The organism is Clostridium algoriphilum, assembly GCF_020443705.1.
In the GTDB taxonomy this organism is placed as follows: Bacteria; Bacillota; Clostridia; order Clostridiales; family Clostridiaceae; genus Clostridium_AD; species Clostridium_AD algoriphilum.
This window is the reverse complement of the sequence record NZ_JAIZZK010000014.1, coordinates 63322-78634: the sequence shown is the minus strand read 5'-3', so window position 1 is coordinate 78634 and position 15313 is coordinate 63322. Positions and strand designations below refer to the sequence as shown.

At 29.4% G+C, this 15313-nt stretch carries 16 protein-coding genes; 13 read left to right on the top strand and 3 right to left on the bottom strand.

The window, feature by feature from the left end:
* Positions 1-6 precede the first annotated feature (6 nt).
* The 9 genes from LGK95_RS11710 (at position 7) to LGK95_RS11670 (ending at position 5315) form a co-directional block, all read left to right on the top strand.
* Positions 7-450, top strand: a complete 444-nt coding sequence (locus LGK95_RS11710; protein ID WP_226124972.1) for a DMT family transporter — start codon at positions 7-9, stop codon at positions 448-450.
* Between the two features lie 38 nt (positions 451-488).
* Positions 489-689: a hypothetical protein gene (locus LGK95_RS11705; RefSeq protein ID WP_226124971.1), complete on the top strand. Its 201-nt coding sequence runs from the start codon at positions 489-491 to the stop codon at positions 687-689.
* Between the two features lie 249 nt (positions 690-938).
* Entirely contained in the window at positions 939-1469 is a 531-nt protein-coding gene (gene sigY, locus LGK95_RS11700) for an RNA polymerase sigma factor SigY (RefSeq protein WP_226124970.1), read from the top strand.
* Positions 1470-1877 (top strand): hypothetical protein, encoded by a 408-nt coding sequence (locus tag LGK95_RS11695; protein ID WP_226124969.1) that lies wholly within the window; start codon positions 1470-1472, stop codon positions 1875-1877.
* On the top strand, positions 1877-2089 hold the full coding sequence (locus LGK95_RS11690; RefSeq protein WP_226124968.1) for a sigmaY antisigma factor component: 213 nt from the start codon (positions 1877-1879) through the stop codon (positions 2087-2089). Before LGK95_RS11695 ends, LGK95_RS11690 begins: the two co-directional genes overlap by 1 nt.
* Before the next feature lie 169 nt (positions 2090-2258).
* The gene (locus tag LGK95_RS11685) at positions 2259-2465 is read left to right on the top strand and encodes a PLDc N-terminal domain-containing protein (protein WP_226124967.1); all 207 of its coding nucleotides are present in this window, start codon (positions 2259-2261) and stop codon (positions 2463-2465) included.
* 1 nt (position 2466) lies between these two features.
* On the top strand, positions 2467-3393 hold the full coding sequence (locus LGK95_RS11680) for an ABC transporter ATP-binding protein (protein WP_226124992.1): 927 nt from the start codon (positions 2467-2469) through the stop codon (positions 3391-3393).
* Positions 3380-4135 (top strand): hypothetical protein, encoded by a 756-nt coding sequence (locus tag LGK95_RS11675; protein ID WP_226124966.1) that lies wholly within the window; start codon positions 3380-3382, stop codon positions 4133-4135. Before LGK95_RS11680 ends, LGK95_RS11675 begins: the two co-directional genes overlap by 14 nt.
* A gap of 181 nt (positions 4136-4316) precedes the next feature.
* Positions 4317-5315: a DUF4003 family protein gene (locus tag LGK95_RS11670; RefSeq protein WP_226124965.1), complete on the top strand. Its 999-nt coding sequence runs from the start codon at positions 4317-4319 to the stop codon at positions 5313-5315.
* 147 nt (positions 5316-5462) lie between these two features.
* Here the strand turns inward: LGK95_RS11670 and pdaA are convergent, their stop codons facing one another.
* Positions 5463-6377, bottom strand: coding sequence for a delta-lactam-biosynthetic de-N-acetylase (gene pdaA, locus LGK95_RS11665; protein ID WP_404814423.1), 915 nt, complete (start codon positions 6375-6377; stop codon positions 5463-5465).
* Between the two features lie 250 nt (positions 6378-6627).
* On the opposite strand from pdaA, the gene LGK95_RS11660 reads away from it, so the two are divergent.
* On the top strand, positions 6628-8130 hold the full coding sequence (locus LGK95_RS11660; protein WP_226124964.1) for a S24 family peptidase: 1503 nt from the start codon (positions 6628-6630) through the stop codon (positions 8128-8130).
* 22 nt (positions 8131-8152) lie between these two features.
* Positions 8153-8695 (top strand): phosphodiesterase, encoded by a 543-nt coding sequence (gene yfcE / locus LGK95_RS11655; protein WP_226124963.1) that lies wholly within the window; start codon positions 8153-8155, stop codon positions 8693-8695.
* A gap of 34 nt (positions 8696-8729) precedes the next feature.
* On the opposite strand, the gene LGK95_RS11650 is transcribed toward yfcE, so the two are convergent.
* Positions 8730-9572, bottom strand: a complete 843-nt coding sequence (locus LGK95_RS11650) for a hypothetical protein (protein WP_226124962.1) — start codon at positions 9570-9572, stop codon at positions 8730-8732.
* A gap of 401 nt (positions 9573-9973) precedes the next feature.
* Positions 9974-10189, bottom strand: a complete 216-nt coding sequence (locus LGK95_RS11645) for an FUSC family protein (RefSeq protein ID WP_226124961.1) — start codon at positions 10187-10189, stop codon at positions 9974-9976.
* A gap of 544 nt (positions 10190-10733) precedes the next feature.
* Here LGK95_RS11645 and LGK95_RS11640 point away from each other — a divergent pair.
* Positions 10734-11780, top strand: coding sequence for a carbamoyl phosphate synthase small subunit (locus tag LGK95_RS11640; protein ID WP_226124960.1), 1047 nt, complete (start codon positions 10734-10736; stop codon positions 11778-11780).
* Between the two features lie 89 nt (positions 11781-11869).
* Positions 11870-15076: a carbamoyl-phosphate synthase large subunit gene (carB, locus tag LGK95_RS11635; protein ID WP_226124959.1), complete on the top strand. Its 3207-nt coding sequence runs from the start codon at positions 11870-11872 to the stop codon at positions 15074-15076.
* Positions 15077-15313: the final 237 nt, after the last annotated feature.

Sequence of the window (15313 nt, the reverse complement as noted above, 5' to 3'; positions counted from 1 at the left end):
ATAAATATGTTATATATAATTTTAGCAATTTTATGTGGATCAATTACTATAATATCCATGATTGTAAATTCACATCTAGCTAAAAGAATAGGAGTTTTTCAAGGTACTCTTATAAACTATATAGTAGGGATATTTAGTACAATATTACTTATGATTCTAGTGAGAAATTCTATAAACATATCATTAGTTAGTTATAATAGCATACCAGTATGGGCCTTTTTAGGCGGATTGCTAGGAGTTATAGTTGTTGCAAGTACTAATATTGTAATCCCTAAGATATCTACCATATATACTACCTTGCTTATATTTATGGGTCAGCTTTTTACAGGCATATTAATTGATTATTTTAGAGTGGGATTTGTTTCAAAGGGGAAAATTATTGGTGGCATATTAATTCTATTAGGAATAATATATAATTCTAATGTTGATAAGAAGGAAATGGTCATATAGTATGTTTTATATAAAATAAAATCTTAAAGGAGAAAATTATGGATAATGAAATTAAAGAAATGTTAATTGAAATGAAAAAGGATCTTGTTGATATTAGCTCAAGACTGGAAATAGTCGAGAAAAATCAAGTGAATGTCGCAAATGCTGAACATAAAAATTGGCATATGTTAGCTGATAAGTTAGGTGAATACGATTTAATATTACATAAAATTTATGGGGAAAAAAGTTGTGAAAAATAGAAAAAAGTTTTACAAAGTAGAGGGGATGCCAATGAGGTATCCTCTAATAAGTTTTAAATGATAATGAATATTTTTATTTATTACATAGCGTGTTTTTAATTATGGTAAGTATTGCACTTTATTTAAAAGAAAACAGAATTAAATATAACAAATTAAATATAACAAATTAAATATAAATAAGCAATCATATAAATATAGTGAACTTTTTGATCATTATTTTCGTTTAAAGATTGTTAGGGGTGATTATTATTGGATGAGCTAGAGCTTATTAGCAAGGCTAAGGATGGAAATAAAAGCGCACTAAATACTCTTTTAAAAGATAATCTTAATATTTTAAAAGGGTATGTTGTTAAAATGGTAGGTGACCCCCACTTAGCACAGGATATTGTTCAGGATGCATTGCTCAAAGCTGTGCTTAATATAAACAAGTTTGAGCCTAAAGCAAAGTTTTCTACATGGTTAATAAAAATATCTACTAATGTTTACAGAGATTATTTAAGAAAGAATAAAGTTTTCCAGTATATAGATGAAAATTTTGCTGATAGAGGCAAACAAGTAGAGGATGTTGTAATAGCAAATTATGAATACAAAGAGATAATGAAGATAATTTTAAAGTTACCATATGAGAAAAGAGCAGTATTTATTTTAAAACACTATTATGGTTATAATTATGAGGAAATATCTGAAATTGTAAACTGTCCACTTGGAACAGTTCGGTCAAGGCTTCATTATGCAGTGAAATATATAATAAAAGAAATTGAGAAAAAGGAGATAATATGAATGAAGGATTCTGATGAGATTAAAAATTTTTTAATTGATGAATTTTACAATGAAGCTAAGGGGAAAGTGGATAATAACACAAATCATAGTAGTGAAGCTTCAGAATTTAAAAGTAAACTAAATTCCACAGTTAAGAAAATGGATGTGTTAAATGAAGATATATTTGATTTTCAGATAGATACCCTAAGCATAATAGAGCAAGGAGAGTCTATAAGCGAAAACAGGAAGGCTAAAAAAGAATTTATTTTATTTATATTATCGTCCTTTATAATTCTTTCTTCATATGCCATAGCCATCATTAAAATAGATTCTAAGATACTAATTATATCGCAGATTTTTATTGTAATTATCGCTCCTTGGATAATAATACCTAGCTTAGCAACTAAAAGAAGAGGGAGTGAAGTTTAATGGTGATTTCAAATAATCAACTAATTATAATATTAGCAATAGTTATTCCTATCTTATTAATCCAAGGAGCATGGGTATTTTGTGATGCAAGAAGACGAAGAGAAAAATACTATTGGCTTTGGGGAATTTTTGCACTGATGAATACGCCAAGTAATCTTCTTATTTATCTATTAGTAACACGAGTAATATTAAAGAATAAAAAGAAAGAATAGTTGCTAAGAAATTAGCAACTATTTTTTTACCCTTTAGGAAATCAAAAGTTTGTTTAAAATTACTAAGGAAAGGTAAGCTGCTTTTTATAATATATATTTTGAAATTATGATGAACTTTTTGATTCTTATTACGTTAAAGTTATGAAAATATAAAAAGGAGGAATAATATATGTTTGAAGGAATGGCTTTAGTAGATATAATAAAATTACTTGCACCTATAATTTTATTGGAGGTAGTTCTTATGGGTTTCTGCTTATATAGATTAACAGTAGATAAAGTAAAATTTTTACCTAAGTGGGCATGGGCTTTGATTATACTTTTTATTCAATTAATAGGCAGCATAGCTTTTTTATTAATAGGAAGAGAGCGTGAATAGGATGATTAAAGTGGTAAATGTAAATAAAAAATATGGAGACATTGAAGTTTTAAAGAACATTTGCTTTGAAATAAAAAAGGGAACAATATATGGATTTCTAGGTCCTAATGGAGCAGGAAAAACTACAACTATGAATATACTATCAGGGTTAATTGATTTTAATAGTGGAGGGATATATTTAGATGGAAAAGATTTTAAAAAGAATAAAAGAGAATTATTAAGAAAAGTGGGCTACCTACCACAAAATCCAGTGTTTTATAATTATATGAATGCTAATGAATACCTGCATTTTATTGGTGAAATAGCAAATATGACTGAGAAAAATATATTGAAGAGAACTATAGAAATTTTAGATATTGTTAAGCTTAGTGCGTCGGCAAAGAGGAAAATAGGACAATATTCAGGTGGGATGAAGCAGCGGCTAGGGATTGCAGTGGCCTTGTTTAATAAACCAGAAATAGTTTTTTTAGATGAGCCCACCTCAGCATTAGATCCTGAGGGTAGAATGGAGATACTAGAGTTTATAAAAGACTTGAAGTCATCAGGCACCACTGTTTTTCTCTCAACTCATATTTTGAGTGATGTAGAAAGGGTTTGTGACGAGCTAAGTATTTTGGATAAAGGGCAAATACTCATATCTGATAATTTAGAGAATTTAAAGAATAAGTATATTCAGCCTATATTTGATATTGAGTTTGAAAAAAACTGCTTAACCTTAGATAAAGTTCTTTTAGGCTTTAAGTGGGTAGAGAAAGTTTCAATAGTGGAAAATAAAGTTTCTATCTATGTTAATAATTTAGATATTGCTAAATCGGAACTTTTAAAACTTCTTGTGCAGGGAGAAAATAATATTTTATCTTATGATTTAAGAAAAAGTAATCTTGAAGATATTTTTATAAGGCTGGTGAATAAAAATGACAACCTTTAAGGCTTATTTTAAGAAAGAGATAATGGAGTCCAAAAGACAATATAAATATGTAATACTTGCTGTAGGAATAATAGCATTTGCTATTTTGGATCCATTTATGTTAAAGCTACTTCCTAAAATATTGGAAAAACAATTACAAGGAGATTTAAGTCTACTTTTTATTGCTACTCCTAAGAGTGCAATTAATAATTATATCAAGGACCTTTTTCAAATTGGAAACTTATTCATAATATTTACATTGGCAAGTACTTTAAATGATGAGATAAATGGAGAAAAACTCATCTTTCCATATTCTAAGGGAAGTAAGCCAGTTGGCATAGTGCTTGCTAAAATAATTCATTATACTATTGTGGTAACCATATTAACATTCATAGGATTTTTGACTTGTTATTACTATGGAAGCATTTTGTTACAAGGGGAGAGGGCGAGTTTACCAGGTGTAATGAACTCAGCTATTTTAATGTCTGTGTACTATTTTTTTAATATAACATTGGTAACACTTTTTAGTAGCTTTGTTAAAAAAGGTGTAACAGCTGGTTTTATAACTCTTATAATAACTTTTCTAAGTGCCACACTTGTAAATTTAGATACAATTGGAAAGTTTATGCCATACAAATTAGTGGAAGGCGCTAATTCATTTACACTAGAAAGTTATTTATATACTATAGTATTTTCAACTGTGTGTAGCATACTCTTTATAATATTCACTATATTTAAGATGAACAAGGTTGAGGTAATTTAATTAGGTATATGAAATAAAATCACCTAAGGAGGGTACATACTTAGGCGATTTTTATTTGCTAATATTATATAAGTTAAAAACATAATAATACAAAGATATGAAATAAATGGTATAATTAAGTTGAATGTGTTCATGCAAAGCATTATATATATTAAACTGTTTCAACAGGAGGACTATTATTATGGAAAAATTAGTTGAAGAAAAACTAGATAGACTTATAGATTTATTTAATCAAGTATCTATGCAATATAAATGGCAACAACCATTAACTAATCACTTTGTAGCATTAACTTATACATTAAACAAGTCGGAGTTTGATAAAAACAAAATCGAAAATTTAAGAAAACATATTAAGAAAACTACAGGGATATTTTCTCATTATAGAAGTGCTTCTATGATGATTATATCAGCAGTGCTTTCATCTAAGTATGATGACCCAAAAGTAGAATTCAATAAAATACTTAATTATGACAAAAGAATGAGAGAAGTAGGATTTAAAAATAGTATGTATTTACCAATAGCTAATTATGCGCTTCTAGCTACATGTGACGAAGAAGGAGTGGATACAAGAATAAATAAAGCTATAGAATTATATAAAGAAATGAGAAAAAATCATCCTTGGTTAACTAGTGGAGATGATTACCCACTTTCTATATTTTTATCTAAATCAGATAGCTCGGTTAAAAGTATTATAGAGAATATGGAAGAGTGTTATAAATTACTAAATCAAAATGGTTTTAAAAAAAATAATGGTCTTCAATTTTTATCTCACATACTAGGGTTCCGTAAAGAGGATAATGCAGTCAAGGTATTAAGATGCATAAGAATGTTTAACAAACTTAAACAGAATAAAATAAAAGTTTATTCTGGTGGATATGCAGCAATAGGGTTTCTGTCAATACTTGGTGAAGAAGGATATGAGGCAGTAGACCAAGTTATTGAAGTTGTAAGAATTCTGAAATCTACTAAGAAGTATAGATGGTTAACAAAGGAAACTCATCTATACACAGCTGCTGCTTTAGTCAGCGATGTTTATATTGAGAATATGAAAAATAACAAGGAACTTATCCAAACAATTATTGGAATTTCAATTGAAGCATTAATTGCAGCACAAATAGTAGCTACAGTTGCTGCAGCTAGTGGGGCAACGACATCAGCTGGGATTGCTTCTTCATATTAATGTTCTAATATAGTTAGATGAATTTTATAAATAACATAACAGAACCTTAACTTATAAAGTTAAGGTTCTGTTATGTTATAGAAACTATATATAATTACTGACTAAATGGGTTTCGCTAAGGTAATGGGTTGAAAGTAGAAGATGATTCTAATGTTTAGTAGGCAATTCATCTAAGCTTTTTAGCTGATATCCCTGGCTTTCCCACTTTGTAATTACATCATCTAGTATTTCAGCATTGGTTTTAGACACTGCGTGTAATAGCATAATTCCGCCGCTATGGGTTCTTTGCATAATACGTTTTTTAGCAGCGTCATGTGAGGGCTGTTTTTCCTTAATCCAATCCATATAAGCAAAGCTCCAAAATATAGTTTTATATCCATTGTTTTTAGTATATTTTAAGGATAACTCGCTATATTTACCCATTGGAGGTCTAAAATACTTAGCCATTTTCTTATGAGTAATATTCTCATATGCATCTTCTACATCAGACAATTCTTTGTTGAATTTTTCTTCATCCTTTATAGAAGCCATTGAAGGATGGTGATTACTATGGTTGCATACTAAGTGTCCATCATCCACCATTCTTTTAATTATTTCAGGATTAGAAGTAATATATGGTTTTACAACAAAGAAGGCTGCTTTTACATTGTGTTTTTTTAGAACATCCAAAATGGGCACGGTATATCCAGCTTCATAGCCCTCATCAAAAGTTAGATATAATATCTTTTTTGATGGATCACCCAAATAATAGCACCCATAGTCTGACATAATCTGAATGTTTTCTTTAGGCCCTTGTGGAGGAATATTATCATTGCGTGGTTGGAAATACCAATTATACTCTTTAGTACTTATTCCATCGTGAGTATCATTATTACTAAAGACATTTTTAAAAAAATTAAATATGGTAGTTTTTTTAGTACTATCCTTGTTATAGTATTCAACGTATTCACTTTTAGAGCTTGTGTTAGTAATGGTTTTTAATTCATTCCCATAAGAAATACTTGGGGAACAGTCAATAAAGAGTATTGAAGAAATAATAATACTTAACATTTTTCTTTTCACTTAAATCACCTCTGGTTGACTATATTTAGTTAAAATAATTAATTAGTATATAACTTAGTATGCTCAGTAAATGTATATAGATATTCATAAATCAACCTTTGTGACATTGGTAATTTTTATAGATTCTTTATGCTTTTTAATACTTCACTATAAATTAATGATTTTATAGCGAAGTATAATTTTATATAAGTTTTACTTTAAGTTGATTAATATTGTATACTAGTAGTATGTCCAAAGTGGAGGTAATTAAATGAAACTGAGTATAAAGCAACAAAGAATAATTCATAGTAAACCTATAAAATGTACCTTAATTAAGGGAATTAAAGGAACTGGTAAAACAACTGCAGCAATCTATAGAAGTCTTTATTTGAAAAATCAATATTGTTTATATGAAGAGGATAAGATATTAATGCTTGCAGCTAAGGATGAAGACATAGATTATATAGAGAAAATATATAACTTAGCAGAAGAAGAAACTAGGTTAGAATATTTAAGTGTATTCTCTACTAAAAAAAGAAAACTGAATGTGGTTACATTAGAAAGCGTTTTACATAGATATTTTATTAAGTATAAAAACAAACATAAATTAAAAGAAATAACAATTATTATGGATGATAAAAAAAATGATATTATAAAAAAGTGTATAGTGGAAACTAAAACTATTTATCCAAGGTTAAGAATATTAAATATTGCTTTTGTTAAATTTTTTATAGAAGAAATTAAATGGATAAAAAGTTATAATTATTTAAAACTTAATTCATATCTACAAGTGAACAGAACCGGAAGAAAATGCAAAAAAGGAGAAGGACCCCAAAGAATACTTAAAAATTCTAATGCAAGAAAAGCAATATATGAACTGATGCTATTATATAATAAAAAGCTCAGCTCAGAGAATTTAATTGATAATGAAGATGTTAATATATACGCTCTAAAAATGGCGGAGACGATTAAGGCGGACAAGTATTCTCATATAATAATTGACAAAAGTAATAACTTAACTAAGATACAGTTGGATTTTATTTATGCATTATATAAAGAAAAAACTTATTCTAGCATGACTTTTCTTGTAGATATAGATGAAACTCACCCTTCTAATTCATGGATGATAAAAGGAAGAAGGATAAATGCTAAACCCTTAGGAGAAAAAGTAAAGTCTTATTTCTTTAAAAACAAGTATGAAACACAAGAAAAGGTTAAAGACAATTGTTATAATATAATAAACAAGAACATAAATATTGATGCATTGGAGAATTTTAAATATTGTGATATTAGGCATAACAGAGAATATGAGTTTATGAGAGATTATAGTAGGATATCAGACATTATAGTAAATGATGATAAGGGCGATTATGAGTACATAAATGAAGAGTTACTAGAAATTCCCGTATTTAGTGACATCGCAGCAGGTGAACCTATACTTATTAACTCAGAAATAGAAGGTAACTTTTACATCCCAAGGTATTGGTTAAAGGGAGTAAAAAAACCATTTATATTAAAAGTCAAAGGAGACAGTATGATTGGTGCAAGCATTGATGATGGTGATTATGTAATAATACGTCAAGAGCAAGCTGCGAATAACAATGACATTGTAGCAGTTGATATAGGGGGAAATGCTACATTGAAAAGGCTTTCTATAAGCTTAGACAGAGTATTGCTAATGCCTGCAAATGAAAAATACCAGCCTATTGTTGTAGATAGTGAAGATACATTCATAATCGGTACGGCTATAGGAATTATAAAACACAAAAATTAATATTGGTGAGGAGTTTAGTAAAATGAAATTATTTTTTATTTCAGATATTCATGGTTCTTTATATTATTTAAAGAAAACTTTAGAGTTTTATAAAGAAGAGAAAGCTAATTATATTGTTCTTTTAGGAGATGCTTTATATCATGGACCAAGGAATCCATTGCCAAGAGATTACAATCCACAGGAAGTAGCTAATCTGTTGAATGAGTACAAAAAAAAGATAATAGCCGTTAGAGGAAATTGTGATAGTGAAGTAGATCAAATGCTAATAGAGTATCCTATGATGGCGGAATACTCTACAATATTATACAATGATAGAAGATTATTTATAACTCATGGACACATATATAATGAGAAAAACTTACCAAAGTTAAGTGAAAATGATGTGTTAATCTATGGTCACACCCATATTCCTGTGGCTAAAAAATATAATAATATATATGTATTGAACCCAGGATCTATATCTTTACCTAGGGATAATATTCCTAACTCTTACGCAATACTTCAAGATAATTTATTTCAGATAAAAGATTTAGAGGGCAATGTTATAAAAGAAATAAAACTATAAAAATAATACCCCAGGAAACCCTGAGGTACTATTTTCATTTTCTAAGATAAAAACTAAATTTATCTTTTTTTGTAGTTGAAACTGATAGATTTCTTTTATGAAGTATAGTACTAAACTCATCAAGTTGTCCATCAATAATGTTTGCATAGTCTGTTTTGCCTTTCTCTGTCCAACTCATAAATACATATGCATGAGAAGGCGAACCAGTTTTTCCTGGCATATCTGTGGTGAAACATATATCACCTGGTTTTAACTGGGAAAAGCGAGTATCATTTTTCCAACCCTTAGATATTAGAGACTCCTTTAGTTGTTTAACTGTTGTTGTTTTGGAAGGGATAGTAATGCCATTAGATCTCAAAATTTCTGATAAGAGATATACAGTAACGCCCTTTTTACTTCCATCGTTTAGTTTAACAGCTTTTTTTAAAACATCTGTTCTGTTTGTTTCCACATTTAAATATTCATATATTTTAGTTGGAGCGTCAACAGGCTTAACAACGTTAGGTTTAGCAACTTTAGCGGGACTTATAGTTTTTGTAGGTTTACTGGTGCTTTTTGTAGTTGGCGTATTAGTTACTACGTCGGTTTTAGGTTTCATTAGTGATGTATTCATTAAAATTGTGAATAAAATTATAGCTACTACAACGACTACAAGTCCTAAAACTACTATATTGTTCTTAAACTCGTTTTTGTCTGCTAGTTCATGCATTTCTTTTATGTATTTTTTACTTTCATCAATATCATCATTTAACTTGGGTACACTATTAGAATCTGTTTTTGAATCGCTTTTTTCTGAGATGTTTTCATTTGCATACAATTTATTTATAATTTCACTATTTTCTTTTTCTTCTTTACTTACTTGGTCATCTTTATTCATATCTTCCTGCACTCAAACATTAGGTGGGATATTAGTATTTAACCTATGTTTTTGCAGCACCTCCCTTTGTTTTTTATTAATTATATTATAGTCTTGTTTTATAATTGATTTCAATTGGCACAATGCACTAAATTATTTATACCACCTACTTTTTACACTATAAGTATAACATAATATGGAGAGTTATTTGAGTTCTATTTATAAAAGTTTAAAATAATTTAATAATTTGTGAAAACAATTATAGTTATTCTTGTTAGTAAGATTATATAAATGTGATTTATTCTCTTTATATGCAATATGATTTATATTTTTGCAATATATTATAAGTATAAATGATTTTAAGTGGTGTTACTGTACTGTTTGGAACAATACTGTAGTATAATGTATTTAGTTATTAATAATTAATAAATTACAATTACTATCCCAATGCTTGTAAGAAATATATCCTTAGGACTTATAATGAATATTAATTCCCAAATTGCGCCTAAAGCAGTACCAATCATTCTGTTCTTGCCAACAGTAAAGGAATGATGAACAGCACTTTGCATTGTTAATACGGCAACTATACATGCATAAAATGGGAATGCATTATGCACAAATCTAGTATAATTATACATAGAAAAACCGAAATTGAGATTTCATATTTCTCATTCCTGTTTTTTTTTCATAGTGTTGCTTACTGATTTAATGTGGGGTAAGTGTATTTAAGATAACTGTAAATAATTGTAGATATAGTTAATATGCTGCCATATCTGAATAAAGTTGCAATAAAAAATTATATTTATGCATTGACAAATTACAAAATTTAAACTAGAATGAGAAGAAATTATAAATATAAAATAATATAATTTAAAAAGTTGTAAAAGAAAAAGTACACTTTTAAGTTAGTCCTGTGAGGCTAGGAAGGAGTATAGATAATTATGGCATGTGTTTTTTGTTCTGTTGATTTTAAATCTAATACTATTAAATGTAATACTATTAAATGTAATACAGTTATTGATTTTTACAATAATACTGTAACTATGTTTTTTGTTTCGTTAATAAATATAATTAACATATTAAGAAGGATAATAGAGTGATTATTATAATAATCGTTTTGTTATCTTTATTAATATATTTAGAGATATATATATTTTCATGTAATCTAAGGAGGATTTTAATATGAAAGGCAAGTTGATATTAGAGAATGGTATAATATTTGAAGGTAATCTGTTTGGCTATTTAGAGGAAAGCGTTGGAGAAGTGGTATTTAATACAGGTATGACAGGTTATGAAGAAATCTTAACTGACCCATCTTATTATGGACAGATAGTAACTATGACATACCCTCTCATTGGTAACTATGGTATTAATTTAGAGGATGTTGAGTCAAAATCTCCTAAGGTGAAGGGCTTTATTGTAAGGGAAAAATGTAATAACCCAAATAACTTTAGATGTGAAATGGAGCTTGAGGGATATTTTAAGCAAAATAAAATAATTGGCCTCGAAGGAATTGATACAAGAGCATTAACAAAAATACTTAGAAAAAATGGTACTATGAAGGGTATTATTGCTACATGTGAACTTAGTGACAGTGAAATAGAAAAAAAAATAAACAGTTTCAATAATAAAGATGCAGTAATGAATGTTACTACAAAGGATAACTATACAATTGATGGCACAGGACAACATGTAGCTATTATTGATTTTGGTATAAAAGAAAATATACTGCGTTCGTTTAAGCAGAGAAATTGCAAATTAACAATATTTCCTGCAGATGCTAAATCAGAGGAAATATTAAAGGTTAATCCAGATTTAGTTTTTTTATCAAACGGACCTGGAGATCCAAAGGATTTACAAGGGGTAATTAAGACGATAAAGGAACTAATAGGTAAAAAGCCAATTGTGGGAATTTGTCTAGGACATCAACTTTTAGCATTAGCCCTTGGGGGACAAACTGAAAAACTTAAGTTTGGGCATAGAGGTTGTAATCACCCAGTTAAAGATATTGAAGGAAATAAAGTTTACATTACTTCTCAAAATCATGGTTATTATGTAAGCAGTCTTCCGGAAAATATGGAGATTACACATGTTAGCGTAAATGATGGAACAATAGAGGGGATGAGACATAAAACTCTTCCAATATTCAGTGTACAGTTCCATCCAGAGGCTTGCCCTGGACCTAAGGACATAGATGCAATTTTTGATAAATTTTTATCTTTAACATAATAAATTAAAATAATAATTAAAATTTTATAACCTATAGGACATGCGTATATATAGATAATATTTAAATAAATAACATTGGGAGGATTTATATGCCATTAGATAAGAGCATTAAAAAAGTACTAGTAGTTGGATCAGGGCCAATTATAATAGGGCAAGCTGCGGAATTCGATTATTCTGGAACACAAGCTTGTCAAGCATTAGAAGAGGAAGGCGTTGAAGTTGTACTTGTAAATAGTAATCCAGCAACTATCATGACGGATAAAGAGATTGCTGATAAAGTTTATATAGAACCTTTAACTATTGAATACCTAGAAAAGGTTATAGCAAAGGAAAGACCAGATAGTTTGCTTGCCGGTATGGGAGGACAAACGGGGTTAAACATAGCCGTAGAATTATCTGATAGTGGAATTTTAAAAAAATATAATGTACGCGTAATTGGAACGTCTATCGAAGCCATAAAAAAGGGTGAAGACAGAGAGGTATTTAGAGACCTAATGCAGGAAATTAATCAGCCTGTTGTAGAAAGTGCGATTGCTACAGATATAGTTAGTGGTCTAAGTTTCGCAAGTGAAATAGGTTATCCAGTAATTGTTAGACCGGCATATACACTTGGTGGTAGTGGAGGTGGAATTGCTGAAACTGAAGAGGAATTAATTGAAATTCTAGAATTAGGATTACAATTAAGTACTATTGGACAGGTTCTTTTAGAAAAAAGTATTAAAGGGTGGAAAGAGATAGAATATGAAGTTATGAGAGATGGTCTTGGTAATTGTATTACAATTTGCAATATGGAAAACGTAGATCCTGTAGGAATACATACTGGAGATAGTATTGTTGTAGCCCCAAGCCAAACTCTTTCTGATAAAGAGTACCAAATGCTTAGAAGTACATCCATAGATATTATAAACAGTGTGGGCATAGAAGGCGGGTGCAATGTTCAACTGGCTCTTGATCCATTTAGTTTTGATTATGCAGTTATAGAAATTAATCCAAGAGTAAGTAGATCTTCAGCTTTAGCTTCGAAGGCTACTGGATATCCTATTGCAAAAGTGGCATCTAAAATAGCACTAGGATATGCATTAGATGAAATAAAAAATGCGGTAACTCAAAAAACATATGCATGTTTTGAACCATCACTCGACTATGTGGTTGTTAAAATTCCTAGATGGCCTTTTGACAAGTTTGATGGTGCTAATAGAGTGCTTGGCACAAAAATGATGGCAACAGGGGAAATAATGGCTATAGGAAGCAATTTTGAAGCAGCTTTATTGAAAGGGATTCGTTCACTCGAAATAGGACAGTATTCATTACAATATAATGCCTTAATACAAAAGAGTCTAAAAGAATTAAAGGAAAGAGTAATGGCACCTGATGATGAGAGGCTATTTTATCTAGCTGAAATGCTTAGACGTGATTATAGAGTAGAAAAGGTTTCTGAAATAACGGGAATAGACAATTTCTTTGTAAATAAAATTAAATGGATAGTAGACCAAGAGGAAAAAATAAAAAAATCGACCCTTAAGGATATGAATAAAGATTGGTTATACTTATTAAAGAAAAAAGGATTTTCAGATAAAGGGATTGCAGATTTATTGAGTGTAAACCCAAATGTAATCTATGAACTGAGAAATACATGGAATATTAAACCTGTGTATAAGATGGTAGATACATGTGGAGGAGAATTTGAAGCATTATCACCATATTACTTCTCAACTTATGATGAATATGATGAGGTTGAAGTAAGTAATAGGAAAAAGGTTATGGTTATAGGTTCAGGTCCTATAAGGATTGGACAAGGAATTGAGTTTGATTATGCATCGGTTCATAGTGTAATTGCACTTAAAAAGCTAGGAATTGAAACTATAATAGTAAATAATAATCCGGAAACCGTAAGTACAGACTTTAATATATCGGACAAATTATACTTTGAACCGCTAACAGAGGAAGAAGTATTTAATATTGTTGAAAAAGAAAAACCAGATGGAGTTATACTTCAATTTGGAGGTCAAACAGCTATTAAGCTTGCTAAGTTCTTAAATGAAAAAAACATATCTATATATGGAACTAAACCTGAGCAAATAGATGCAGCAGAAGATAGGGAAAAATTTGATGCACTACTCGAAAAACTAAACATAAATAGACCTAAAGGTAAGGCTGTTTGGAATTTAAAAGCAGGATTAGAAGAGGCTAAAAAGATAGGGTATCCGGTTTTGGTAAGGCCGTCTTATGTATTAGGTGGTCAAGGAATGGAAATAACTTATGAAGAAAAAGAATTAAAACATTATTTAAAAAATGCATTTATTAAGGATAAGAAAAATCCTGTTTTAATAGATAGATATCTTTTAGGTAGAGAGATAGAAGTTGATGCTATATGTGATGGAGAGGAAATATTGATTCCAGGTATTATGGAGCATTTAGAAAGAGCAGGTGTTCACTCTGGAGATAGTATTACCATATATCCAAGCCAAAACATATCAGACAACATAAAAGAAAAAATATTAGAATACACGAAAAAGATAGCAGTAGGCCTCGAAATAATAGGTATGGTAAATATTCAATTTATAGAATTTAAAGATGAATTATACATAATAGAGGTTAATCCAAGAGCAAGCCGTACAGTTCCGTATATTAGTAAGGTTAGTAAAGTTCCAATAGTTGATCTTGCCACAAGAGTTATGCTAGGAGAAAAACTAAAGGACTTGGGGTATGGAACTGGAGTTTACAAGGAATCTAAATTAGTATCAGTTAAGGTGCCAGTATTTTCAACTCAAAAACTTCCTGAGGTTGAGGTATGTCTTGGACCGGAAATGAGATCGACTGGAGAGGTTTTAGGAATAGGAAGAAACTTTGAAGAAGCTTTATATAAAGGATTTGTTGCATCAGGAATGAAGGTTAAAAAAGAAAAAGGCGTTATCTTGGCAACAATAAATCCACAGGATTATGAAGAGTTTTTATATATAGCTAAAGCTTTTAATGAACTTAATTATAAATTTATAGCAACGAAGGGTACAGCTAAGTTATTAAGAGACAATGGTATAGAGGCGAAGGAAGTTAATAAAATTACAGAAGGAACTCCTAATATCATTGATGTAATTAAGAGCAGGCAAGTTGATTTAGTAATAAATACACCTACTAAAGGTAATGATTCGAAGACAGATGGTTTTAGAATTAGAAGAACTGCTATTGAGAGTTCACTTGGGGTATTAACATCACTAGACACTGCAAAGGCATTGGTAGATCTTATGAAGAAAGATATTAAAAGTGAAAATTTAGAAGTATTTAATATGGCAGAATAATTACTAAAGCCATAATGACCTATTCATAATAGTTAATAATTTTAAAAAAATAAAGTGTAAGAGTCTTTAGCCTAATATGATGCTAAGGGCTCTTTTAAACTTTAAAACGAGCAAAATCAATTGAATTAGTAAATTCTCATTAGGTATATGCATAAACATTGTATAAAACGAATAGAAAATAATAAAAAAGCATTGCATTATTATAAAAAGTAATATATAATTAGTAAAAGAAAGCCA